The 23,937-nt window shown below is 70.6% G+C and carries 21 protein-coding genes and 2 pseudogenes; 12 read left to right on the top strand and 11 right to left on the bottom strand.

The window, feature by feature from the left end:
- Nucleotides 1-207 precede the first annotated feature (207 nt).
- Complete coding sequence (locus ACZ4Z5_RS07550) at nucleotides 208-708, top strand: hypothetical protein (RefSeq protein ID WP_468258072.1); 501 nt, start codon at nucleotides 208-210, stop codon at nucleotides 706-708.
- Nucleotides 709-827: 119 nt separating this feature from the next.
- Here the strand turns inward: ACZ4Z5_RS07550 and ACZ4Z5_RS07545 are convergent, their stop codons facing one another.
- Nucleotides 828-2,432 (bottom strand): FAD-binding oxidoreductase, encoded by a 1,605-nt coding sequence (locus tag ACZ4Z5_RS07545; protein WP_468258069.1) that lies wholly within the window; start codon nucleotides 2,430-2,432, stop codon nucleotides 828-830.
- Between the two features lie 65 nt (nucleotides 2,433-2,497).
- Between ACZ4Z5_RS07545 and ACZ4Z5_RS07540 the strand changes: the two genes are divergently transcribed.
- On the top strand, nucleotides 2,498-3,133 hold the full coding sequence (locus tag ACZ4Z5_RS07540) for a TetR/AcrR family transcriptional regulator (protein ID WP_468258066.1): 636 nt from the start codon (nucleotides 2,498-2,500) through the stop codon (nucleotides 3,131-3,133).
- A 162-nt stretch (nucleotides 3,134-3,295) separates the two neighbouring features.
- Here ACZ4Z5_RS07540 and ACZ4Z5_RS07535 read toward each other — a convergent pair.
- Both ACZ4Z5_RS07535 and ACZ4Z5_RS07530 read right to left on the bottom strand, forming a co-directional pair.
- A pseudogene (locus ACZ4Z5_RS07535) lies at nucleotides 3,296-4,432 on the bottom strand (N-acetylmuramoyl-L-alanine amidase); the annotation flags it as partial.
- A gap of 530 nt (nucleotides 4,433-4,962) precedes the next feature.
- Entirely contained in the window at nucleotides 4,963-6,102 is a 1,140-nt protein-coding gene (locus tag ACZ4Z5_RS07530) for an aminoglycoside phosphotransferase family protein (protein ID WP_468258063.1), read from the bottom strand.
- A 234-nt stretch (nucleotides 6,103-6,336) separates the two neighbouring features.
- Between ACZ4Z5_RS07530 and ACZ4Z5_RS07525 the strand changes: the two genes are divergently transcribed.
- Nucleotides 6,337-7,830: a DNA-binding protein NsdB gene (locus ACZ4Z5_RS07525; RefSeq protein WP_468258061.1), complete on the top strand. Its 1,494-nt coding sequence runs from the start codon at nucleotides 6,337-6,339 to the stop codon at nucleotides 7,828-7,830.
- 146 nt (nucleotides 7,831-7,976) lie between these two features.
- Here ACZ4Z5_RS07525 and ACZ4Z5_RS07520 read toward each other — a convergent pair whose 3' ends face one another.
- Nucleotides 7,977-9,437 carry a PP2C family protein-serine/threonine phosphatase gene (locus tag ACZ4Z5_RS07520; protein ID WP_468258059.1) on the bottom strand — a complete coding sequence of 487 codons (1,461 nt, stop codon included), beginning with the start codon at nucleotides 9,435-9,437 and terminating at the stop codon, nucleotides 7,977-7,979.
- A gap of 250 nt (nucleotides 9,438-9,687) precedes the next feature.
- Here ACZ4Z5_RS07520 and ACZ4Z5_RS07515 point away from each other — a divergent pair, with 250 nt between their 5' ends.
- A complete protein-coding gene (locus tag ACZ4Z5_RS07515) occupies nucleotides 9,688-10,098 on the top strand; it encodes a roadblock/LC7 domain-containing protein (protein WP_468258733.1) in 411 nt (136 codons plus the stop codon).
- A gap of 111 nt (nucleotides 10,099-10,209) precedes the next feature.
- On the top strand, nucleotides 10,210-11,196 hold the full coding sequence (locus ACZ4Z5_RS07510; protein ID WP_468258057.1) for a DUF6397 family protein: 987 nt from the start codon (nucleotides 10,210-10,212) through the stop codon (nucleotides 11,194-11,196).
- A 55-nt stretch (nucleotides 11,197-11,251) separates the two neighbouring features.
- Here the strand turns inward: ACZ4Z5_RS07510 and ACZ4Z5_RS07505 are convergent, their stop codons facing one another.
- From ACZ4Z5_RS07505 to ACZ4Z5_RS07495, 3 genes and pseudogenes are all read right to left on the bottom strand, one after another.
- Nucleotides 11,252-11,626 carry an RNA-binding S4 domain-containing protein gene (locus ACZ4Z5_RS07505; protein WP_468258054.1) on the bottom strand — a complete coding sequence of 125 codons (375 nt, stop codon included), beginning with the start codon at nucleotides 11,624-11,626 and terminating at the stop codon, nucleotides 11,252-11,254.
- A 147-nt stretch (nucleotides 11,627-11,773) separates the two neighbouring features.
- The gene (locus ACZ4Z5_RS07500) at nucleotides 11,774-12,145 is read right to left on the bottom strand and encodes a hypothetical protein (RefSeq protein WP_468258052.1); all 372 of its coding nucleotides are present in this window, start codon (nucleotides 12,143-12,145) and stop codon (nucleotides 11,774-11,776) included.
- A gap of 11 nt (nucleotides 12,146-12,156) precedes the next feature.
- Nucleotides 12,157-12,450 (bottom strand): annotated as a pseudogene (locus tag ACZ4Z5_RS07495) (MerR family transcriptional regulator); the annotation flags it as partial.
- A 265-nt stretch (nucleotides 12,451-12,715) separates the two neighbouring features.
- Between ACZ4Z5_RS07495 and ACZ4Z5_RS07490 the strand changes: the two are divergent.
- The 5 genes from ACZ4Z5_RS07490 (at nucleotide 12,716) to ACZ4Z5_RS07470 (ending at nucleotide 18,672) form a co-directional block, all read left to right on the top strand.
- On the top strand, nucleotides 12,716-15,367 hold the full coding sequence (locus tag ACZ4Z5_RS07490; protein ID WP_468258049.1) for an AMP-binding protein: 2,652 nt from the start codon (nucleotides 12,716-12,718) through the stop codon (nucleotides 15,365-15,367).
- A gap of 8 nt (nucleotides 15,368-15,375) precedes the next feature.
- Nucleotides 15,376-15,930: a hypothetical protein gene (locus ACZ4Z5_RS07485; protein ID WP_468258047.1), complete on the top strand. Its 555-nt coding sequence runs from the start codon at nucleotides 15,376-15,378 to the stop codon at nucleotides 15,928-15,930.
- Between the two features lie 346 nt (nucleotides 15,931-16,276).
- Entirely contained in the window at nucleotides 16,277-17,800 is a 1,524-nt protein-coding gene (locus ACZ4Z5_RS07480; RefSeq protein WP_468258044.1) for a serine/threonine-protein kinase, read from the top strand.
- 33 nt (nucleotides 17,801-17,833) lie between these two features.
- Nucleotides 17,834-18,052, top strand: coding sequence for a hypothetical protein (locus ACZ4Z5_RS07475; RefSeq protein WP_468258041.1), 219 nt, complete (start codon nucleotides 17,834-17,836; stop codon nucleotides 18,050-18,052).
- A gap of 56 nt (nucleotides 18,053-18,108) precedes the next feature.
- Complete coding sequence (locus ACZ4Z5_RS07470) at nucleotides 18,109-18,672, top strand: dihydrofolate reductase family protein (RefSeq protein ID WP_468258039.1); 564 nt, start codon at nucleotides 18,109-18,111, stop codon at nucleotides 18,670-18,672.
- Nucleotides 18,673-19,023: 351 nt separating this feature from the next.
- On the opposite strand, the gene melC2 is transcribed toward ACZ4Z5_RS07470, so the two are convergent.
- Nucleotides 19,024-19,851, bottom strand: coding sequence for a tyrosinase MelC2 (gene melC2, locus ACZ4Z5_RS07465; protein ID WP_468258037.1), 828 nt, complete (start codon nucleotides 19,849-19,851; stop codon nucleotides 19,024-19,026).
- Between the two features lie 86 nt (nucleotides 19,852-19,937).
- Nucleotides 19,938-20,363, bottom strand: a complete 426-nt coding sequence (gene melC1 / locus ACZ4Z5_RS07460) for an apotyrosinase chaperone MelC1 (RefSeq protein WP_468258035.1) — start codon at nucleotides 20,361-20,363, stop codon at nucleotides 19,938-19,940.
- A 422-nt stretch (nucleotides 20,364-20,785) separates the two neighbouring features.
- Between melC1 and ACZ4Z5_RS07455 the strand changes: the two genes are divergently transcribed.
- Nucleotides 20,786-21,508, top strand: coding sequence for a GntR family transcriptional regulator (locus ACZ4Z5_RS07455; RefSeq protein ID WP_468258032.1), 723 nt, complete (start codon nucleotides 20,786-20,788; stop codon nucleotides 21,506-21,508).
- Between the two features lie 88 nt (nucleotides 21,509-21,596).
- Here ACZ4Z5_RS07455 and ACZ4Z5_RS07450 read toward each other — a convergent pair whose 3' ends face one another.
- Both ACZ4Z5_RS07450 and ACZ4Z5_RS07445 read right to left on the bottom strand, forming a co-directional pair.
- Complete coding sequence (locus ACZ4Z5_RS07450) at nucleotides 21,597-22,004, bottom strand: PaaI family thioesterase (RefSeq protein WP_468258730.1); 408 nt, start codon at nucleotides 22,002-22,004, stop codon at nucleotides 21,597-21,599.
- Nucleotides 22,005-22,053: 49 nt separating this feature from the next.
- Nucleotides 22,054-22,296 carry a hypothetical protein gene (locus tag ACZ4Z5_RS07445; protein WP_468258728.1) on the bottom strand — a complete coding sequence of 81 codons (243 nt, stop codon included), beginning with the start codon at nucleotides 22,294-22,296 and terminating at the stop codon, nucleotides 22,054-22,056.
- Between the two features lie 337 nt (nucleotides 22,297-22,633).
- On the opposite strand from ACZ4Z5_RS07445, the gene ACZ4Z5_RS07440 reads away from it, so the two are divergent.
- On the top strand, nucleotides 22,634-23,890 hold the full coding sequence (locus ACZ4Z5_RS07440) for a hypothetical protein (protein ID WP_468258030.1): 1,257 nt from the start codon (nucleotides 22,634-22,636) through the stop codon (nucleotides 23,888-23,890).
- Nucleotides 23,891-23,937: the final 47 nt, after the last annotated feature.

Here is a 23,937-nt window from a genome sequence, read left to right as displayed (position 1 = left end):
CTCCTCGTCCCCCCGCGACCGGGCGGGTGAAGCGGTCACGCTTCTGCGTGAACTGGCGCGCCGCAACACCGACCCGGGCGCCGACGGCCCCCTCGAACGACGATCCCCGGCCGGCCACCGGGGACGCCGCCGCGCGCCGCGCTCGGGGCCCGCCACGGGCGGCGGCCCCCGCTCGGCCACGGCCCGCCGGGCACGTACCATGGCGGCATGTCCTTCCTCCGCCGCCGCAGCGCCGCCACTCCCGCCGGCCCGGACTTCGACGTCCTGGCCATGGACCCGGGGGACTGGCCCGGCAATCTCGGCGCCGGACTCCTGCCCGCCCCCGACGGCACCTGCCAGGGCGTCTTCCTGCGCTACGACCTCTTCGGCGGCCGCGGCCCCGCGATGATCATCGGCAATCTGCCCGAGGGCTCCCCGGCCCGCGACCTCGCCGAGGGCGAGGTCCCCTTCGAGGTCGCCCAGCTGCTCCTCGCCCTGGAGAACGACGAGCCCGTGGAGGTCGTCGGCAGCGAGGACGTGCCGGTGCTGCAGGGCGACAACCTGCTGATCGTCCGCCGTATCAAGCTGTCCGAGAGCCGCATCTCCTGCGTGCAGTTCGACCGCAGCGACAATGTGCTGGTCACCATCGCCAGTTGGGACCGGCCCATCACCGACGATCTGTACGCGCTGCTGAAGCCGCTGCCCGCCGAACTCTTCCAGCAGGGCTAGACCGTTTGCCGCAGGCCGCAACACCAGGTGGTGACGCGGGCTGCGGCAGCGTGCCACGAGTGCGAAGCCCCACCGTCAGTCCGTACCGCCTTGCGGGCGGGTGGCGTGGGCAGGCATCGTCAGACGTCCACGAGTACACCCGGATTGAGGATCCCACGGGGGTCGAGGACGCCCTTCGCGGCGCGGAGCGCCATGGCGAACGGTTCCGGCCGCTGACGGTCGTACTCGGCGCGGTGGTCGCGGCCGACCGCGTGGTGGTGGGTGATGGTGGCGCGGTGGCGGTGGAGGACGTCGCCCGCTACGGCCTTGAGGTCGTCCCAGACGGCGACTTCGTCGCCGGGGCGTCCGGCGGCGAGCACGGTGAAGTAGGGAGCCGCGCCGTCGGGGTAGACGTGAGTGAGGCGGCAGTTGATCGTGGCGGGGTGTCCGGTGGCCTTCCGGGCGGCGGCACCGACCTCGGTCCGGACCGCGTCGATCAGGGCGGGCAGCCGGTCCCAGGTGACCGCGGTCTCGAATGTCTCGGCGATGGCTCCCATCCGGGCGAGGCCGTCGCGCAGGTAGGGCATGCGCAGGAAGGCGGAACGCCAGGCGCCGACCGCGGCGTCGCCCGGCACGTCGGGGCCGGTGGGGGACCCCTCGCAGCGGCCGCCGTGCGCACGGGCCGTCTCCAGGGCCTGGGCGAGGCGGTCGTCGACCGGGGCGGTCGCCGACTCGAAGCCGAGGACGAGTATCGCGGAGCCGTCCTGCGCCGCGCCGGAGAGCATGGCCTCGCCGGGGTCGAGCAGACGGCAGTTCGCGGGCGCCAGGTCGGACTGGGCGATGGCGCGGACCGCGTGCAGGGCAGCTTGGAAGTCGGAGAAGGCCACCGATGCGGAGGCCTTGTGGCGCGGGCGTTCCTGCAGTCGCATCCATGCCTCGGTGATGATGCCGAGGGCGCCTTCGGACCCGAGGAACAACCGGTCCGGAGACGGACCGGCGCCGGACGCCGGGAGCCGCCAGGAGGCACTGGTTCCGGCAGGGGTGACCACACGGAGCGACTGGGTGAAGTCGTCGATGTGGGTCCGGACCGTGGCGTAGTGCCCGCCCGCCCGGGTGGCGAGCCAGCCGCCGAGGGACGAGAACTCGAAGCTCTGCGGAAAATGGCGCAGCGTCAGACCGTGCGGCCGCAGCTGCGCTTCCAGGACAGGCCCGAGGACCCCGGCCTGGACGCGGGCGCTCCGGCTCTCGGTGTCGATCTCCAGCACCCGGTTCATGGCGGTCAGGTCCATGGAGAGCACCGCACGGTGAGCGACGCCCCGGTACTCCACGCCTCCCACGACTGAGGAGCCACCTCCGTACGGCACCACGGCGACACCGTGCTCGCAGGCCCACTCCAGCAGGTCGGCCACGTCCTGGTCGGAGGCCGGACGGGCTACCAGGTCGGGTATCCGGCCCGGTCGGCCGTGCAGCGCCCGGATGACATCGCGGTAGGCCTTGCCCATGGCGTGGGCGGCGCGTTCCGCGGGGTCGGCGGTGACCAGGCGCGCAAGGCTGTTCGGGGGTTCGGCGGCGGGCCGGCCGATGCGCAGGTCGGCGACCTCGGGGATCGGCATCGGGCGGTCGAGGGTGCCGGGGAGCAGGGCGCCCATCGCGGCGCACTCGTCGTCGTCGGCGTGGGCGTCGGCCCACCCCCATCCCCACCAGGAGCGGATACGGAAGGTACGTGGTGCGGTCCCCCGAGCCATGGGCGTGCTCCTTCGGCAGCATGAATTTACCGAGCGGTAAATTACCCTATGGTAAATTCAAGGCCATGGGAATCCCTCGCTCGGAAGCCGGCACCAAAGGCGTCCCACGCGCCGAGCGCGAGCAGCAGATCCTCACCGTGGCCACCGAGGAGTTCGGCCGCCGCGGCTACGAGGCAACCTCCATGGCGGCCGTCGCCGCGCGCGTCGGCGTCACCAAGACGCTGCTGCACCAGTACTTCGGTGCCAAACAGGACCTCTATCTCGCCTGCCTGATTCCGGTCGGGGAGCACCTGGTGGACGCCATCCGCACCGCCATGGCCGGGGAGGACGTCACCGCCCCCCGCACCCCGCTGCGCGTGCTGCACAGTGTCTTCACCGCTCTGGAAGGGCGACGCGAGGGGTGGTTCGTGCTGTACGACGCCGCACTGCCGCCGGGGAGCGAACCGGAGCGCCGCGCGGCCCGCTACCGGGCCGCGATCGATGAACTCGCGGCCACCGGCACCTCAGCCCTGCTGCAAGGAACCGGCTCCGGCGACCCCCTCGACGCGGACGCGTTGAAGTACGCCTGGCGCGGCCTGGTCACCGCCCTGGTCCGCTGGTGGATCCAGCACCCCGACCAGTCGCCGGACGCGATGACGGACCGCTGCGCACGCCTGTTCGCCGCCGCGCACGGCGCTTTGGGGAATGACGGCAGACCATGAGGGTCGGGAGCGGCCGCCTCGGCCGCGCCCGCAGGGACGGCGACATGACCGCGCGTGCCGCGGTGAGCCCTCCCTGCCTCCGGCGAATCCCCGTCGGTGCTCGCGGCGTCTCCCGGCCCGGGGCAGCCTCGGCCGCCTCGACGGTGCCCGGCGCCTGCCCCGTCAGAACCGTCCCCGCACCAGCCGGACGTCCGACGCCTTCACGAACGCGACCCGGTGCCCGAACTGGATCTCGTAGTACTGCTCCTGGCCCCGCACCACCCTGTGCCCCGCAGTGTCGAACGTCGTCGCGTACAGATACTCCGGATCCGCGGTCCCACCGACCACGTACCGCTGACCGGCGAGCAGCCGGTACGGCAGCGGCGACACGGCCTGCACCGGAACCGTCGCCGGATAGGCCGAGGCCTCGGGGTAGGCCCGCCCGAACACCGGGATCTCCGCCAGACCGTCCTTCGACGTCATCAGCACCCCGCCCGCGCCCACTGCCGTCGGCTGTGACCGGGGATTGTGGAACCACGCCTGCTGTCCGAGGTACCAGATCGCCGTCCAGTCGCCGCGGCGCTCCGCGACCGCGAACTGCTGGCCGGTGGAGGCCCGGGCGCCGGTGTCGTTCACACCGGTCGTCGAGGGATGCCCGTCGGGCCACAGCCCGATGTCCTTGACCAGCGGGGCGGCCGCGGACGGCTCCGTGTGCAGCCGAACCGCTCCCGAGCCGTGCGGCGTACACGGCCTGCCCGGCGCCGAGCACCCGGTGAAGACCGGCTGGTGCCGCCCGTACTCCGGACGGATGGTCACCGCGTCCGCCGACGGACCGGCCGTCGGAACGAAGGGAGCGCCGAGGAGCGTGAAGTAGTGCGCCCAGTCCCAATAGGGCCCGGGATCCGTGTGCATCGAACGAATGCTCGCCGACACCGAACCGGGTACCGTGTCATGCCCCAGGATGTGCTGCCGGTCGAGCGGGACCCCGTACCGCTTCGCCAGGTACCGCACCAGACGTGCCGACGCCCGGTACATCGCCTCCGTGTACCACGCGTCCGGCGCGGTCAGGAAACCCTCGTGCTCCAGACCGATCGACTTGGCGTTCACATACCAGTTCCCCGCGTGCCAGCCCACGTCCTTCAGAGCCAGGTGCTGGGCGATGTGCCCGTCGGACGAGCGCAGGGTGTACTGCCAGGACACATACGTCGGGTCCTGCACCAGCCCCAGTGTGACGTCCCAGGAGCCTTCGGTGTCGTGCACCACGATGTAGTCGACGGACTGGCTCACCGGACGCGCGGCCTTGTCGTGGTTCCCGTAGTCGCGAGTTCATCGATGCCGATGCCGATGCCGATGCCAGTGCCGACGCCGACGGCGTCGCCGACAGAAGGGGCAGCACCAGCACGGCGGACACCACCGCGAGGGCCGTTCGCCGTACGCAGACTCGGGAGATTCCTTGCAAGGCAGCCTCCGGGAACGAGCCGTGCACCGGGACTCCGGAAAGGGTCGGTGCGGACGGGACTCGTGTCCAGGGGTAGCCGCTTGCCGACGAACCGTCAATGAACTGTGGGCCATATGGATTTCGTGCACCCGCGTGAACGGCCGCGTACTTACCGGCGTGTCGGACCCGGCACCGGTGCGCAGAACCGCCCGTGTCGTGGGTGAGCGCCGGTCAGCCCGGTGGGACTCCTTCCGGGCACATCCACCACAGGGGGCGGGTCATGACCGCAACCTCAACCGGGCGGCGGCGTGTCACCCAGCCCGTATGGATGTCGTGCTGGGCCCCGACGCACGTCGGTGCCCGGCGAGCCAACGCCCACCGGGCACCGACGATCCCCCCGACGGCGGGTACCTCAGCGGGTCCCGACCGCCGCGCGGACGGCCCGCCGTGCCATCGCGCAGTCGTCGTGCAGCCGCCGCAGAAGCAGCCGCTGCTCCTCACCCGCCGACACCGTGCCGGGGGGAAGCTGTCCCGAGCCGGCCGGAGCCGCCTCGCGCATCGTCCTCTGCACCGCCGTCTCGTATGTGCGGATCTCCCGCGTGAGGACGAGCATCAGGTTCACCAGGAACGCGTCGCGAGCCGTGGGACCGGCTGCCTGGGCGAGCTGACTGACCTGCCGCCGCGCAGCAGGAGCGTCGCCCAGCACCGCCCACAGCGTCGCCAGGTCGTACCCCGGCAGGTACCAGCCGGCATGCTCCCAGTCGACCAGCACCGGACCGGTCGGCGACATCAGGAAGTTCGACAGCAGGGCGTCGCCATGGCAGAACTGGCCCATTCCCTGACGCCCGCCCGCCTGCGCCAGACCGTGCAACAGCTTCTGAAGGTCCCCGAGATCACGATCGGTGAACAGCCCGAGCTCGTGGTACCGGGAGATCCGCGACGCATAGTCGAGCGGCGCCCCGAACAGCCCGGCCGGGGGCCGCCAGCTGTTGAGCCGGCTGATCGCGCCGAGAGCGGCCCGTACGTCCGTACGGGCAGGTGCCTCGACAGGGTGCCGCTGGAGCGCACCCGCCCGGCCCGGAGTCCGCTCGATCACCAGAGTGCAGTTGTCCGGATCGGCAGCGATCAGGCGCGGAGCCCGCACCGGCGGACGGTGCCGGACGAACGTGCGGTATACCGCTATCTCGTGGCGGAACCGCTCGGCCCAGGCGGGGGAGTGGTCGATTAAGCACTTGGCGACGGCGGTCGTCCGTCCGGTGGTGCCGATCAGCAGCACCGAACGCCCGCTTCGCCGCAGCACCTGCACGGGGTTGAACTCAGGGCAGATGCGATGCACCGAGGCGATCGCCATCCGCAGCTGCGCGCCCTGGGGGCCGGACAAGTCGAGTCTCCCGCTGAGCGGTTGGCCGGTGAGCCCCGGACGCCGGCGGGGGCGGCCGGCGAACCCGGCGACTCCCCCCGCGTGCGTGGGGTCGAGGTACGGCCCGCTGCCCGTCGGTACGGGACGGTACGGCCGTGGCGGGGCGGACACGGAGGACGATGCTGTGTACATGGGGCGTGCCAGATCCCTTCGTGCGCCGACGAGTGACGTGCGCCGCCCGACCCGGCATCCGGGCCGCACCCTGGGGAATGCGGTACGGCTGCCGGGGCGGGGAGGCGCGTTCCTACCTGACACCGCATCGCGGGTGGCACACCATCTGGCGGACCCTGGCGAACCCTGGCGAATAGTCCCGCCGCATCTGACACCGGGCTAGTGTCAACTCAGCCGAGAACCTGGGGGCTTGATGTGAGCGGACAACCCAACACCCGTCTTGCGGATCTGTTCGGCCTGGCCGGCTGGTCCAAAGGCGAACTCGCGAGACTCGTGAACCGGCAGTCGGCGGCCATGGGCCACCCCCAGCTGGCGACCGACACCTCCCGCGTGCGGCGTTGGATCGACATGGGCGAGACGCCCCGCGATCCCGTGCCCAGGGTGCTGGCTGCGCTGTTCACCGAGCGACTCGGCCGTGTCGTGACCATCGAGGACCTCGGGTTCGACCGGCACGGGCGAACGGGAAGACGGCGGACCGTCGGCAAGACGGACAACCCCGACGGACTGCCGTGGGCGCCCGAACGGACGGCAGCGGTCCTCACCGAATTCACGGGAATGGACCTCATGCTCAACCGACGCGGCTTGGTGGGCGCGGGTGCCGCGCTCGCCGCAGGCTCCGCACTCAGCAACGCCATGTACGACTGGCTCCACACAGACCCAGCCCGAGCGGCGGACACCGCCCGGACCGGCACCACCCTGCACGCCGAAGCCGTCGGCTACGACCGCTACGAGGCCGCTCCCGTCGGATCGGAGGAGATCGAGGCGCTGGAGCGCTCCGTCGAGGTCTTCCGCGCCTGGGACGCCTCCCGAGGCGGCGGCCTCCAGCGCAAGGCCGTGGTGGGGCAGCTCAACGAGGTGGGCGGCATGCTCGCCTTCCACCACCCCGACCACCTCCAGCGACGGCTCTGGGGCGTCGCGGCCAATCTCGCCGTGCTCGCCGGCTGGATGTCCCACGACGTCGGACTCGAACCGACCGCCCAGAAGTACTTCGTCATCGCCGCCCACGCCGCCCGTGAAGGCGGCGACCGGCCGCGCGCCGGCGAGGCCCTCTCCCGCGCGGCGCGACAGATGGTCCATCTCGGCCGCCCCGACGACGCCCTGGACCTCATGAAACTGGCCAAGGCCGGCTCGGGCGGGGAGACCCTGCCCCGTACCAGGGCCATGCTGCACACGATCGAGGCATGGGCCCAGGCCTCCATGGGCCGCGGACAGGCCATGCGCCGCACTCTCGGAGAAGCCGAGGAGCTCTTCGTCTCCGACAAGAGCGATGTGCCACCGCCCAGCTGGATGCAGATGTTCGACGAGGCCGACATGCACGGCATGCAGGCCCTCGCCTACCGCACCCTCGCCGAGCACGAACCCGCGGCCGCGGTGACCGCCCAGTACCACGCCAAGCAGGCCCTGGAACTGCGGGTCAACGGCCGTCAGCGGTCCAAGATCTTCGACTATCTCTCCATGGCATCGGCATGCTTCATCGCCGACGACCCCGAGCAGGCCGACCGCTACGCCCGGCTGGCGCTGGTGTCGATCGGCGAGACCTCATCCCACCGCACATGGGACCGGCTGCGCGAGATGTACCGTCTCACCGGCCAGTTCGCCGGATACGGCAAGATCGAGGACCTCCGCGAGGAGATCGAACTCGCCCTGCCGAAGAGCCCTGTCAAGCGGGCGAGGAACACGGAGATCTGAAAGGGGCTGTACGTGAGAACCCCACGTACAACCCCGCCATCCGCCGTGCCGCTCCGCTTCCGTCACATCGGAAGCCCCCGTCGCGGCGAAACCCCTCTCCTGCTCACCGAGCCCTGCCCACCGAACCCCTGTCCATCGAATCCTGGTCACCGGCCCTTGTCACAGGAGTCACCGACCCTTGCCACCAGGACGCAGGCGTCGTCCTCCCGCTCGGTGCCACCGAACTCCTCGATCACCATGCGCAGACACTCCTGCGCGCTGTGGACGTCGGCGAACCGGGTGGCCAGGTCCAGCAGTCCGGCCTGCCCGTAGAGGTCCGGGGCATCGCCGCGCGTGAGTCCGCTGGTGTGCAGCACCAGCAGGTCTCCGGGCAGCAGCTGAGCCTCGGCCTGCCCATACACCGCTCCGGTCGTCGCGCCCAGCAGCACACCGTCGGGAAGAGTCAGGGCCCGCCCCGTCCCGTTGCGGAACAGCAGCGGGGCGGGGTGGCCGGCCTGCGCCCAGGACAGCAGGCCCGAGCGTGAGTCGAAGCGGCAGCACACGGCACTGCCGAGGGCGGGCTGCACCGTTGACTCCAGGAGCTGGTTGAGATGGCCCATGAGCGCGCCGGGCTCGATTCCCGCAACGGCCATTCCACGCAGCGCACCGAGCAGCATCGCCATCCCTGACGTCGCTGTCACACCGTGGCCGGTGAGGTCACCCACCGTCAGCAGCGACCCGCCGTCGGGCAACGCCAGAGCGTCGTACCAGTCGCCGCCGATCAGGTCCCTGGACGCGGAGGGAAGATAGTGGGCGGCGAGATCCAGTGCGACGGGCCCGCCGTGCGAGAGCCGCAGTGGTCCGCGCCATGGCGGCAGCACCGCCTCCTGGAGCTCGACCGCGACCCGGTGCTCGGCGCGGGCGAGTTGCTGCTCGCGCTGCAGCGAGTCGCCGCTCTCGCGGACGACTCGCTGGCTGCGGCGCAGTTCACTGACGTCCCGTAACACCGCCCACATCGCCGCCGTGCAGCCGTCCGGGTCGAGGACCGGTTCGCCCATGATGTGCAGCGTGCGGACACAACCGTCGGTACGGACGATGCGGAACTCGCCCTCGATGGGCCTCCCGTCGACCAGGCAGTCCGTGACCAGCGCGGTGAGCAGGGGCTGGTCCTCGGCGAACACGACGGACGGCAACTCGTCCAGGGTCATGGCGCCCAGTTCCGGGGCGCGTCCGAAGATCTGGAAGAGCTCGCCCGACCAGTTGACCTCGTCGGTCAGCAGATTCCATTCGGCACTGCCGACCCGGCTGAGGAGCGAACCGGGCTCGGGTCCTGCGGACGTGCCGTACCGGGTGAGTTCGGCGAATTCCTCGTCGACCGCTGCGTCGGCCGCAGTCGGCATACCCTCCTTGAGCTGGCCCAAGTGCGCACCCAGGTCGTCGAGATGGTGCACGGCCAGGTCGTACAGCGCGCGCTGCCATCTGGTGTGTGCGTCGTCGTCCAGGGAACCGTCCCGCCGCACCGCGTCCACGTCTCCCCGCAACCGGCGGGTCTGAGTGATGAGCGCGTCCACCGACCCCCGCTCGGGTGGCTGCGGGGCGGAACGGTCCGCGAACAGATGGGACGGCATGTGGAACTCCGATACAGGCGCGTCACGGCCAAGTCTGACGGGTGGACCGGTTACGACTGTTGCACAGGCAGCGAGGGTCCGTAAGGCGTTTGGCAACACTCGATACGGTGGTGCTTCCGGCATATGCCTCAGGCCTCTCATGGACCCCACGGCGCATCCGTCGGCGCACTGGCCCACACTTCTTGCCCGCGCGCCCCCGGTGCGCGAGGCTTTCCGCACGATGCACCAACACAACGGGGAGGCACGGGAGATGGCGCTGGACACCAGAACCGGGGCGCAGGCGGGCAACGGTCTCGACTGGCTGCTCGACGACCTGACGCACCGCGTCGGTGACGTACGGCACGCGATCGTCCTGTCCAGCGACGGACTGGTGACCGGTGCGAGCACCGGACTGGAGCGCGCCGACGCCGAACACCTGGCCGCAGTGGCGAGCGGACTGCACAGCCTTGCCAAGGGATCCGGACATCACTTCGGCGCCGGCGACGTGCGCCAGACCGTGATCGAGTTCGACGAAGGCGTCCTCTTCGTCACGTCCGCCGGCCAGGGCAGCTGCCTGTGCGTCCTCAGTACCGCCTCGGCCGACATCGGCCAGATCGCCTACGAAATGGCCCTGCTGGTCAACCGCGTCGGTGAACACCTCGGCGTCGCACCCCGGTTCTGACCCCCCACCGCGCCGCCCGGCCGAGGAGTTATCCACAGGCCCCGCGGGGCGCTGCCGCTCCGGGCTACGGTCGTCACCGAGAGTTACTCGCGATTCGAGGAGAACGACCTCATGGCAGCCACCGACGCCCAGCCCACCAGGACCACTGGCTGTACGCCCGCCCGCGCAGCACTGGAACTCGGCCTCAAGCGAGGAGAGTTCGACCTGGCCGTCCAGCTCGGGCACATCCGTACCGTCCCGGACCACCCACCCGGAGGGCCCGCCGGGCACCGCATCCCCCGCGACGAGATCGGGCGGCTTCGCGCCACCGACGGATTCCCGGACACCCTGCGCGACCGCGTGAAGGTCGTCGGGACGACGGAGGGCGCGCAGCTCATGGGCATCGCCCCGTCACGTTTCACCGCCCTCGCCCGCACGGGACACCTCATCCCCGTCCGCTGCTACGTCAACCGCTACCGAGCCGCGGTCTGGCTCTACCTCGCCGAGGACCTCAGCCTCTTCGCCGACGAACACCCCCAGCTCCTCAGGGGACGGTTCCCGACGAACATGCGCACCGAACTCGCCGGAGGTGCCGACTGCCGACCTCGCAACTGGCGCAGCCGACGCGTGGGCCTCCTGCTGCGTGCCGCGTCCGACCCGTGGGAACGCGCGGCGGTGACGGCCTGTGTACTGGACGCGGTGCAACTTGCCGAGGTCGTGGACGACCCCTACGAGCGGGCCCACCTGATCAGGCTACGCCCGGACCTCCTGCCGCCCGGCCGTGACGCCAGCACCACGGGACAGCTCATGGAACGACTGTCGCTGGCCGTCGACCCCGACGAGATCCTGTGGTACCGGGTGAACCTGGCCCTGGCCGTCGACGAGGCCCGCGCGTACCACCCTGCTCCCCACCCGTACACCGAAGCCGGCCCGATGCGGAGAAGGGCGCTGAGAAGGCCCGGTGCCCTGGTCGGCCGCCGCGACCAAGTCGCTCCGAACCTTCCCGGGCCCGCACCGATCGCACCGGGGCGCGGCCCTGCACCGACCCGCCCCGGCCCTCTGCGGGCCCTGTCCCGGCTGCGCCTGCTGCGGCGGCGTGGGGTGCCGGTTCGGCCGTGATCGCGGGGAGCGGGGAGCCGGGCGGGAGCCGCCGGGAACCCTCGGCTGCGCGAGGTCAGCGTCTGCGGAGGCGTTCCATGTCACGGCGGTCACGCTTGGTGGGGCGGCCCGCCCCACGGTCGCGGATGCCCACCGCGGCGGCCTCCTCACGCGTCGGCGGCGGCGGACTGTTGTCGACGAGACATTCCGCGGCGACGGCGGCGCCGACGCGCTTGTTGATCACCCGGGTCACCACGACGATCCGCTCGCGGCCGGCGTGGAACAGCCGGACCTCGTCCCCGGCGCGCACGGGCTGCGCCGGCTTCACCCGCTCGCCGTTGATCCGAACATGCCCGGCCCGGCAGGCGGTCGCGGCCATGGACCGTGTCTTCACGAGCCGGACGGACCACAGCCAGCTGTCGACGCGGACCGTCTCTCCCTGTGCAGCCATGTCTCGACTCTACGTCTTTCCCGTGGACCGTCCGTGTCCGGACGCACGGGAGCGCGTCCGGGCGGGTACTCGCTGTCCGAAGGCCGGAGCGGGCTGGGCCGTGCCGCTCCGCCGTGACTGCCTGCGGGCGCCCAGTGTGAGGTACGACTACTCGAAGCCGCCGCGGTGGTAGGTGAATTGGACCGGATGCTGCGGGCAGTGCGGGAACGTGCTGCTCTGGCCATGTGGGCGCTCATATGCCGACGTGGCCGGCAGGAACCCGGTCTCCGTTTCGTCTCCCACCGGCTCCACGTAGCGGTAGCCCTTGATTTCCCTGGCCAACTCCTGTGCGTCCTGCGCTGCATAGGCGTCCCGCAGCACCCACCCCCAGCCGCCGTCGTCACCCACGGCGGGTGCCGGTCGCCCCGAATCCGTCAGGACCCGCTGCGGCAGGCCGGCATCCATGCCCCGGCAGAACGTGTCGAGCGTGTCCGGAGGCAGCCGGCCGGTAAGGGTCTGCCGGTACGGGTGGGTGGCCACGGTGCGAGATCTCATCCGCGCTCGCGGAGGTACCCCGCCAGCTCTGCTGCCCCGGCCAGCATCGCCCGCCCGCGCGCCGACGGCCGACCGTGCCAGTCCTCCAGCGCCGCCTCAAGCGGCTCCCGCACCCGGGTGATCAGCGGAGCGATTTGTTCCAGCAGATAGCCGCCACGTCTGAGCTGGTGCACCAGCCGGGCGTCCCGTACGTCGGCCTCATCGTAGACGCGGTACTCGGTCCGCGGATCGCGGCCTGGGCGTACCAGCCCGGTGCGCTCCCATTTCCGCAGGGTGGCGGGTGTCGTGCCGGACGGCGGACGGAACCGGCCCGCGTGCCGTACCTGCCCCGGCTCCACCGGGGGGCCGTGCGGGGGACGGCTCCGAGCGGGATCGGTGCGGCCAGGGAGGTGAACGGCACGACCATGCCTGGGAGCAGGGCTTCCCCCGCCTGGTCGACGGCGGTCCCGCGCCGAACGGGCCAGCGCGGGTCCGGTGGCGGACGTGAGCCCTGTGATCAGCTTTCGTGACATTCCCGTGCTTCTCGGTGAGGTAAGCCTTTCCTAATATTCGCTCGTGCTGACGACTCCTGACCTGCTCCCCGCCGACAAGGCTGTCCCGTTCGCCCGCGATCTCGAAGCGTTCGGCGACCGGACGGCCCTGTACACCGCGGGCGGCGAAATGACGTACCGCGAGCTCGCCGGGCGAGTCTCGGAGACCGCCGCACGTCTCGGACCAGAGCGCCGCCTGGTGCTGCTCGAGGGCTCCAACACGGTTGATGCCATCGTCACCTACCTGGGCGCGCTGGCCGGCGGACACCCGGTGCTCCTGGTACCTGCCGGCAACCGAGAGGCTGTCCGGTCACTCACCGCCGCGTACGATGCCGACGTCGTGGCTGCTCCCGGCCCCGACGGTGCATGGGAACTCAGCGAACGCCGCGACGGGACCGCGCACGTGTTCCACCCCGACCTCGCTCTGCTCCTCAGCACATCGGGCTCCACCGGCTCGCCGAAACTCGTGCGCCTGTCGCGCACCAACCTCCAGACCAACGCCGAGTCCATTGCGCGCTACCTCGGCATCCGCCCCGACGACCGGGCCGCCACCGCCCTGCCGATGCACTACTGCTACGGGCTGTCGGTTCTCAACAGCCACCTGCTGCGCGGGGCCGGGCTGATCCTCACGGAACTCTCGGTGGCCGACGCCTGCTTCTGGGAACGCTTCCGCGCGGCGCGCGGTACGACGTTCGCCGGCGTCCCCTACACCTTCGACCTGCTCGACCGGGTCGGCTTCGCCGACATGCACCTGCCGCACCTGCGGTACCTGACCCAGGCGGGCGGCCGCATGGCGCCCGAAAAGGTCGCCGCATACGCGGAAATCGGGCGGCGCCGGGGCTGGGACCTCTTCGTGATGTACGGCCAGACCGAGGCCACCGCACGCATGGCCTACTTGCCGCCCGAGCTGACGGACTCCCACCCGCACGCCATCGGCGTGCCGGTGCCCGGCGGTTCCTTCCGGCTCCAGCCGCACCCGGATTGGCCCGAACCCGGCACGGGCGAACTGGTCTACTCCGGCCCCAACGTCATGATGGGGTACGCCGAACAGCCTTCCGACCTCGCCCTCGGCCGCACCGTCACCGAACTGCGCACCGGCGACATCGCGCGCCGCGGCGGCGACGGCGTGTACGAAGTCGTCGGCCGGGTCAGCCGCTTCGCGAAGATCCTCGGTGTCAGGGTCGACCCCCAGCGGGTCGAGTCGATGCTGGAGGAACACGGCGTCTCCGCGCTCTGCGCCGGCGCCGACGAAGCCGTCGTCGTGGCCGTCGCACAGCCGGGGGAGAGCCACGGGGAAGAAGGACTCCGGCGCATACGACGGCTGGTGGCGGACACGTGCGGGCTGCCGACGAGAGCCGTGCACGTCCACGGAGTGCCCGAGCTGCCCCGCCTGCCCACCGGAAAGCCCGACCACCGGGCCGTGCGCGCCCTGCTGCACTCGCCTGCCGAGGGACCCGTCCCCGCCCCGGCGGCCGCTCGCAGGGAGGACGACACCACGGCGGAGCTGTGCCGCCTCTACTCCGAGATCCTCGACAAGCCGGATGTCACCGAGGACAGCACCTTCGTCGGCCTCGGCGGCGATTCGCTGTCGTACGTCGAGATGTCCATCAACCTCGAACAGCTCCTCGGCCACCTGCCGGCCGACTGGCACACCATGCCGATCCGGGAACTGTGCCGCGGCCACGCCGAGGCGCGGACCACGGCATCACCGGTGCCCTCCCACCGCAGGCGGCTGGAGACGAGCATCGCATTGCGCGCCCTCTCCATCGTCTTCATCGTCGGGTCGCACATCCACGTGTTCGACATCAAGGGCGGCGCCCATCTGCTGCTGGCGGTGGCCGGATTCAACTTCGCCCGCTTCCACCTGACACCCACCGGGCGCGGGGAACGCCTGCGCCGCGGCACGCACAGCGTCGCCCGCATCGTGATTCCCAGCATGGCCTGGATCGGGCTGATGCTGCTCCTCACCGAGGACTACCGGCTCGCCACCTTCCTCCTCTACGAGACGTTTCTGCCGCCGCGCGAGGGACACCACGCGCTCTTCTGGTTCATCGAGGCCCTCACCGGCATCCTTGTCGCCGTCCTCGCCCTCCTGGCAGTCCCGGCCGTCCACCGGTGGGAGCGGCGCTTCCCGTTCGTCCTCCCCGTGGCACTCCTGATTGCCGGACTCGCCACGCGCTACGTGTTCGGCATGCACGCCCACACGCAGGTCCCGTCCGCGGTCAAGGTGTTCTGGCTCTTCGCCCTCGGCTGGGCGGCGGCCAAGGCGGCCACCCGGTGGCAACGGCTCCTCGTCACGGCGATCGCCCTCGCCGCCATCCCCGGCTTCTTCCCGGGCGAGCCGGCCCGGGAAGCCCTGGTCGCGGCCGGTTTCGTCCTGCTCGTGTGGGTGCCGAGCCTCCCGAGTGCCGGCTTCCTCAACCGGGCGGCAGGCGTCCTCGCGGGTGCCTCGCTGTACATCTACCTGACGCACTGGCAGGTCTATCCCCGGGTGGACCACATCTCCGGCTGGCTGGCCCTGGCCACCGCCCTCGTGGCGGGCGTCGCCTACGCCGCACTGACGGACCGCGTATCCCGTTTCGTGGCGGCGCGGCGACACCGGCCGGCCTCACCGGCGCGCCGATGGCCGGCGTGTTGGGGTCGGGGCGCGAGGTCACTGACGAGGTGTGTGCGGTAGGTGATCGGTTGCTGGCGGTGAACCAGCGCTCTGCGAAGGCGTCCGGCGGGGCTCGGGTCACTGTGGCGACGTTGCGGGACACCACTGAGCTCCGGGTTCTGTCGAGCAGGGCCGATGAGGCCCGAGGGCGGCTGCACCTGCTGTGGCAGGCGGGTCTGCAGATCGGTACGACTCTTGATGTGGTGCGGACTTGCGAGGAGCTTGCGAAGTTCGCGGTTCCGCAGTTCGCCGACCTCGTGACGGTTGACCTTCTGGAGACTGTCGTGGAAGGAGAGGAGCCCCAGCGCGAGAGCGGGGCCATGCGCCGGGTGGCGCGCGAGGGGATCCGGGACGATGCCCCCGTGTCTCCGCTCGGTGCGGAGATCCTTTTCGTGCCTTCCACTCCGCAGGCTTCCGGGCTGGGCAGCGGCAGAGGCGTCCTCGAGGCGGATCTGCCTGCCTTCTCGGGATGGCAACGGCAGGATCCTCAGCGGGCCGCGCAGACCGTGGAGTACGGGATCCATTCGATGATGGCGGTCCCGCTGTGGGCACGCGGGGTCACGATGGGGGTCGTGACGTTCTGACGGTCGCAGGAGCCCGCGCCGTTAGAGGAAGACGACCTCTTCGTAGCCGAGCAGCTCGTCGCTGGTGCCGCGGTGAGTATCGACAACGCCCGCCGTTACACGCGTGCGGACGAGGTACCGATGCCGACGTCAGCGGCTCGTCATGGCCCGAGCTTGCCGTATGCCTCCCGTATGTGCAGTCCCACGCCGGGGACATCCGCTGCCAGGCGCGCAGTTCTCGATGAACCGTCCCGAGAGGGCGGGGGCTGCCAGGCGACCACCAGCATGCATGAGCTCTTGCCCGCCCTGCCGTACCGGCTATCGTGTCCGCGCACCTATGTCCGAGTGTCAAGAGGGAAGATCTCACGTGTCCGATCTTGGGCGGCTGATTGCCGGCCGGTACCGGTTGGTGGAGCGCATCGGCCGCGGCGGTATGGGCACGGTCTGGCGAGCTGAGGACGAGCTGCTCGGCCGCCAGGTCGCGGTGAAGAAGCTGCACCTTCCGCCGCACTTCAGCGACCACGAGGTCCGTACGCTGTGCGAACGTACCCGCCGCGAGGCGCGCAGCGCCGCCCGCATCCACCACCCCAATGTGATTGTTGTCCATGACGTCGTCGACGACGAGGGGCTGCCGTGCATTGTCATGGAGTACGTCCCTTCGGTCACACTCAGTGACGTTCTTCGGGAGCGCGGCACACTTCCCCCGAGCGAAGCCGCCGGGATCGGCCGCACCATGGTTGCCGCGCTGCGCGCCGCGCACAGCGCGGGGGTGCTGCACCGGGACGTCAAGCCGGCCAATGTGCTGCTCGGGGACGACGGGCGCATCGTCCTCACCGACTTCGGAATCGCTGTCGAGACCGGAACGCCCTCGCTGACCAGGACGGGCGAGTTGATCGGGTCGACGGACTACCTGGCGCCGGAGCGCCTCAGGAGTGGGAGCGTCGGACCCGGTCCCGCCTGTGATCTGTGGGCCCTCGGGGTGACGTTGTATCAGGCCGTCGAGGGAAGGCCGCCGTTCCGCCGGCCCACGCCCATCGAAACGGCGTACGCCATCGCCGCCGCCCCGCACGAGCCTTCCGGCAATGCCGGGGGTCTCGGAGCGGTGATCGAGGGTCTGCTCGTGAAGGATCCCGAGCAGCGAATGGACGCGGAGACCGCCGAGAGTCTCCTCGCGGAATACGTGGCCACGGCCTCGCCCGGTCCCACCCGTCTGGAGCGCAAGCCGGACCCCGTGGTCCCGGAAGCCCCTGCGGCCTCCGCGGGTCCCCTGCGAGGCGGCAGCCGCGGCCTCGTGCTGAAGGCCGTCGCCGCCGTCGTCACCGCAGCCGCCCTGACCGGCGGCATCGTCACGCTGTGGCCGACGGGCAACGGAGCTCTCGGAGCGGACCCGGCGGCCACCGGCAGTTCCGTGGAGGCATCCAGCAAGCCGTCCTTCACCGCTCCGCCGCTCCCTGCCGGGTACCACCTCCAGAAGGAGCAACTGGGCCTGTCGCTGCCTGTGCCGGACGGATGGACCCGCAAAGTCCAGCCCAACGGCGAGGTCCGCTACATAGACCCAGCCGGGCAAATGCGGCTGAGTGTGTACGCCGTCCAGTACGCGGGGTCCGACCCTGTGCGGCATTGGCTCGAGACTGAAGAGAAGCAGACACGCCGGGACAATCCGGGCTATGAGCGGCTACGGATGGACTCCACGACGTTCCGAGGGCATCCCGCGGGGTACTGGGAGTTCACCTTCCAGGGGCAGACTCGCGACTTCCAGGCCGTGGAACTGGCCTTCGGTGCCTCCGGCCAGGCGCAGTACGTCATCTTCCTCTCCGCTCCGAAGCTGCAGTGGAAGGAGTCCCGTCACGTCTTCGACACTGCCGTCGACGGTGTCCGACTCAGCCAATAGACCAGGGCCCGGCTGAGGCCGTGCACGGGGTGGGTGCGCACTGGGCTCGTCACCGCCATCATGCTGAGCGAGGCCGCCGGCCGGGTCGGCGTCCACTTCGACGGCACCTGGCGGTACTCGGCCACCGCCCCTGCGTTCGCCGCCCTCGACGGGCAGACAGGCCGGTCGACCCGGGCGGTCGACGGGATGCCGCACGACTCGGGCCGGCACAGCCACTACGGCTGGCCGAGGGGATCCCGCGAGCCGCGATGAGTCCTGCGGCGTCCGGCGGTCGTACTGTCGAAACCCGTTACCGAGGAGGACTTCTGATGCGCAGCGTGACCTATTCGATGAGCGTCTCACTTGACGGCTACATCGTCGGGCCGGACGGCGACTTCGACTGGACGGCGCCCGACGAGGAGGTCTTTCGCTTCTGGATCGACGAGATTCGAGAAGTCGGCGTCCACCTGTTGGGACGACGGCTGTACGAGACGATGCTGTACTGGGAGACCGCCGACCAGGATCCATCGCTCGACGACTCGGAGCTCGAGTGGGCCGCGCTCTGGAAGCCGCTCCCGAAGGTGGTGTTCTCCAGCACGCTGTCGGCGGTCCAGGGCAATGCCCGCCTGGCCTCCGGCGGCCTGGCGGAGGAGATCGAGCGGTTGCGAGCCGAGCCGGGGGAGGGCGACATCGCGATCGGCGGCGCGACTCTCGCCGCCGAGGCGGCCGCGTCGGGTCTGATCGACGAGTACCGGGCCATGGTCTACCCCGTACTGGTTGGCGGTGGCATTCCGTTCTTTCCCCAACGCGAGCGCCGGGTGGATCTCGAACTCGTCGAGACCCGCACCTTCAGCTCGAGAGTCGTATACCTCCGCTACCGCGTGGCGCGTTAGCCGGCTGTCCGCCGAGCCCTGGGAAGGACCGGCCAGTCAGTAACGTCTTCTCGGTGAGGCCTACAGCAACGGCCCGTCCGCGAGTATCCACGGCGGCGAGGGATCCGGCCCACGATTCCGGAGAAGGCCGACAGCCAGGCCGCCCGCCTGCGCAAGGGTTCGCACGACGGACGGCCGTTCCGGCTTCGACGAAGAGGCGTGCTGGGAAGCACCGTCGCGCGGGCGATCAACCGACTGAAACAGTCCCAGGCGATCACCACCCGCTACGACCAGCGCGGCTAGATCCTCCTCGGCACCGTCACAGCAGCAGCCTTCGCCCTTCGGCTACGAGCTCGATCGCCCGCACAAGTCCTAGGAGGCCGTGTCGTAGGTGTAGAACTTGGTGTGGTCGAGCATGTCACGCGGCGTGACGTTGTTCCACGGCTTCATCGTCTCGTCGATGTCGACGACGTTCGGCGTGCCCGAGGCGGGCAGGTAGGTGGCGGTGGGGTTGCGTCGCTGCCAGTCCGCCCACAGCTTGTCGACGAAGGCGTGGTGCATCCAGAAGACCGGGTCGTTGGGGGAGACACCGGTGGCCATCTGACCGCCGACCCACACGTGTACGCGGTTGTGGAGGTTGACGCCGCGCCAGCCCTCCAGGTGGTTGCGGAAGCCGTCGGAGCCGCTGTTCCAGGGCGCCATGTCGTACACCTTCATGGCCATGACCGAGTCGACCTCGGCGCGGGTCGGTAGCTGCCGACCGCCCGAACCGAGGGCACGGCGAAGGTAGTTGCGCCCGTCGACCCGGACATTGATCGTCCAGTTGCCCGTGCTCGCCGCGAACGGGCCGTCCATGACCCGGCCGTCCACACTGCGGCCCGTGCCGCCGAGGAAGTCGGGCGCCCACAGCGACGATGCGGTCGTCCGGTCCGCGCTCCAGTCCCAGTAGGGGAGTGCCACGGTCGAGTCGACCGACTGGAGTTGCTGCTCGAACTCGATGAGGAATCTGCGGTGCCAGGGCAGGAACGAGGGGGAGCGGTGACCGACACGCTCGCCGTTGTCGGTGTCGCCCAGTATGAAGGCGTTGTGCTGGGTGACGAAGGTGTCATAGCGGCCGGAACGCTTGAGTTCGAGGAACGCCGCGACGAGACGCCGCTTCTCGTCCGCGGTGAGCAGCGCCTGATTCTTGCGCACGGTCATGAAGGTGTTACTCCGCTTTCGGTGGTTCGGGGTACGGGTGCTTGGGGTGGGTCAGTGGTGCCCGCGGCAATGGAGCCGCGGGGGCCTCAGACGATCGGGACGAGCGTGGCGCCCTGCAGTTCCCGGACGGCCGCGCGCGCGACGGCCTTCGGGTCCGCGAAGGTCTCGTAGTGGTTGACCACGCTGATCCAGCTGCCGTCCGCGTTGCGCATCACGTGCAGTTCCTTGTTGTCCACGTAGACCGTGTAGCCGCCGCCGTGGTGGGCGTGTGCGCCACCGGAGCCGACGACCCCGCGTATCCGGCGCCCCTGGTAGACCTCGTCGAACGGCGTCGGCGTGTCCGGGTGTCCGCCGTGTCCGTGCCCCTGACCGTGCCCGGCGCCCGACCCGTTGTGGGCATCGTGGGCGGTGGTGGCGGAGGCGGAACCAGCAATCGTCGCGGCGGCGGTGGCGGCCGTGGCCACGGTGGCGGCGGCCACGCCCAGCACTCGTCGCCGGGTGATTTCGGACATCTATGACTCCTTGCGGTGATGTGACGTTTCTTCACCATGCCTATCCGCCCGTGAGGGTCAGGTGGAAACCGGGGAGAAGTGGTGAGGTTCGATCCGGACATGTCCAAGGATGATGTGCAAAACTGAACGAAGTGGATCTTGCTGCGCGATGCCGATCGATCGTTCGGTGCAAGAAATTTTTCGCTCTACATGGAGAAAGAGTGAAGGATCTTCTGTGGAACGCCGGTCGGCGTGGTCGCTCTCACAGTCCAGATGTGACGCGAACTCTCCCTCGCTCATGAGGTGTTGCGAGGTGTGCTCCCGGGGTGGCGCTATTCGGTCGCGGACCTCGGGCCGGGCATTCCGTGGAGGTGTAGACCAGTGATATGAGTGGTCGCGCAACTCACTCGTACGGTCGCGATCTGTCATGAAGGGTGAGCGACTTGGCCCGCACCCAGGACGCCGGACGTCCTCCCGTACCCCTGTACCGGCGCATCGCCGATTCCATCCGCGCCGAGATCGAAGCCGGCTCTCTGACTCCAGGCAGCCGCCTGCCCGCAGAGCGGGAACTGGCCGCATGGCACCACGTCAACCGCCAGACGGTACGTCAGGCATTGCAGACGCTCCGCGATCACGGCCTGGTGGTGACCTCCCCACGCGGTACGTTCGTCCGCCGTACCCCGCCCACGACCGGCAGCGCACGAGCGGCGGTCGCTCACGGCACCACCCGCAGCGTGCGCTGGGAGCCGGCCCCGGCCGAACAGGCCGAGTTCCTGCGGCTGCCACCCGGAGGGGAAGTGCTCGTCCACCGCTACCGGGTCCTCGCGCCGGCCGGTGACGTGGTTCACGACGCCGTCTCGTACTTCTCCGCAGCCGCGGTGTCCGCGGTGCCCGAACTTACGTCCCACGCCACCGCCCCGGCGGGCCCGCCCACCCGGACCGATCCCGTCGGCCTCTACGACCGGCTGCACGAGGCCGGTCTGCGCCTCCGGCACCGGGCGACCATCAGCGTGCTGGCCGCGGCCCCGCCGGCCGACGGCCGGCCGGGCCGCGCCGATGTGGCGATCCGCCGCCAGGTCTACGACCAGCACGGACGGCCGCTGGAACTCACCGACGTACTACTTGCAGCCGAAAGCGGCGAACTTGTCTGCGAGTTCGCGCCCTGACGGAGGGATCACCGGCCGTGCCGGACGCATCCGCCTCACCCGCGGCCGGTGTCGCCGGCCGGCTCGAGCCGCGGCAGCGTCGGCCCGGTCAGCCAAGGAGCGCGTACACCGTGCTCGCGTGGGCGACGACCTCGTCGGACCCCTCGGCCCGCATCATGATGTCGGCGAACGCCATCCGACGCCCCAGCTTGGTGATCCGCGCCTCGACGAGCACATCGGAACCGAGCACAGCCCGCTGGAACGACGTCGACTGCTGCACGGTCGTCATCGGACCGTATCCGCCGCGCGCCACGGACACCGCGATCACGGTCGCGGTGTCCGCCGCGGCCATCAACGCCTGACCGGACAGGGCTCCGCCCTCGCGCGCGAGCCGATCCGACCACGGCAGCCGCAGCACCGCATGCTGCCCGCCGGTCTCGACCACGGACAGACCGAGGTCCAGCACCCAGGGCGCGAAGTTGTCGGCGAGGATCTTGTCGGCTTCGGTAAGCGCCATCGTCACGGGCCCAGTGTGCTGCCCGCTCGCCCCCCACCACAACACCGGCTCACACATCGACGTCCAATGGCGGCTGCACGGCCGGACTGAGCCGGGCGACGAGGCCGAAGTACCCCACCTCGTTCCCGGCGAGCCCGGCCGCCCGCAGTGCCTCGTCCGCATCGGCCATCGGGGCGGCCAGCAGAGGAGCCGCCGCGGGCGATTGCGCACCGTCGCCGTCGGCGAGCACCGCACGGGCGGTCTCCAGCAGTCGCACATACGCCTGTGCCGCAGCACGTTCGGATTCGGTCATGCCGGTCACGCCGTTCATCTCGGTGTCTCCCCGTCTGAGTTGGTCGGAACGTGGTCGCAACGACCAGCCTCTCGCACGGGTCTGACAACCGGGCTCCGGCACTCCGGTCGGCTCGGGTGTCAGGAGAGGATCACGAGGCCCCGCGCCGCAGAGCGCCATCACGCCCTCGCTCGTCCCAGGGACGGCGAGGCACCGCCCGTCGGTGACCTCTGCCCGCCGGCCGGGAGTCCTGCCCGATCCGCACCCAGCGTGCGACGCGCGCCCCTTGCTCGCGAACCCTGAAGCCGCCCCGCATGTTTGAATGGCCCGCTCACCGATCACCCCTCCCAGGAAACCCATGTCACGCCCCGTCGCCCTGCGCCGCGTCTCCCGACTGCTGCTCCCGCTGGTCGCCCCCCTCCTGTTCGTCCTGCTGCACATCGCCTCGGACACCCCCTGGAGCCTCTTCCCCGACTCCTATCGGTACGCCCGGGCCGCCGAACAGTACCTGGGCGCAGAACCGGCGGAGGCGCACCGCAGTGCCCTCAAGGCGTACTGCGCCAGCCGGGCGGCCGCACAGCTCGGCACCCCGCCGCCCGACCCGGTGACCGACCTCCACCCGAAGGCCCGCGAACGCAGCCGTGACGCCTGCCTGTCCGCCTTCGCCACGGCCACCGACCTGACCTCGGACGACCCCCGCTACCAGGCGATCTTCTCCAGCCGGCCCGGATATCCGCTGCTGGCCGCGCCCTTCGTGGCCTCGTTCGGAGTGCTGGGCGGACTCCGGCTGCTGGGGCTGCTCACGGTCGTGGTGTGTGCCGTCCTCGTCCATGCACTGCTGCGCTCCGTCGGCCTCCCGCCCGTCGCGGCGAGTGCGGGTCAGATCGCCTTCCTCGTCTCGCCCCTGGGCTGGTGGAGCATGCAGCCCCTCGGCGAGGGACTCGTCACGGCATGTGTGATCGGTGCGCTCCACGGAGCGTACGCACTCGTCCGCCGCCGCATTCCGATGGGTGTGCTCGTACTCACCGGATCGCTGGCCCTCTGCACGGTGGTCCGCTACTCGACCGTCCTGCCGCTCGTCGTGCTGCTCGGCGCCGCCACGGCAGCGCTCTGGACCACGGACCGGGGTCTTCGGCACCCCGGTACGGGGCTGCTCGCCGGTGTCACCGCGGCCTGCGCGGCGGGTGTCGTCCTCGCCATGCGCCTCCTGGACCTCCCCTCCGCCGCGATCACGCTCCAGGACACCTTCACCAAGCACTTCCGGCTCCCCGAGGTGACGGACCCATGGACACGGCTGATCGACCTGAACCGCCGCTACTGGCCGCACTGGTTCTCCGAGCAGATGGCCGCTCCCGCATTCCTCGTGCTGACGGCCCTGGCCCTGTGGACGCTGTTCCGGTACCGGCCCGTTCTGGGGTGGCTCGCCCTCGCTCCCGCCGCGACGGGTCTCGCCCAGATCGCCGCCCATCCCCTCGCACTGGAAGCCGACCGTCTCGGCGTCCTGATGTGGCTTCCCGTCGTGCTGGGTCTTCCGGTCCTCGCGCTGCGCGCCGGGACGCCCCCGTCGGCACACACGGACCGGCCGGCGCAGGCGGAACAGCCGCAGTTGGCGTGATCGCGAGGGGCGCGTCCGGCGCACTCCTGGTCGCCTCTTGCCAGCCC

It is taken from the genome of Streptomyces sp. NPDC030222 (assembly GCF_055573115.1).
Note: the sequence above shows the minus strand (reverse complement) of the source record. Positions and strands in the feature narration are given on the sequence as shown.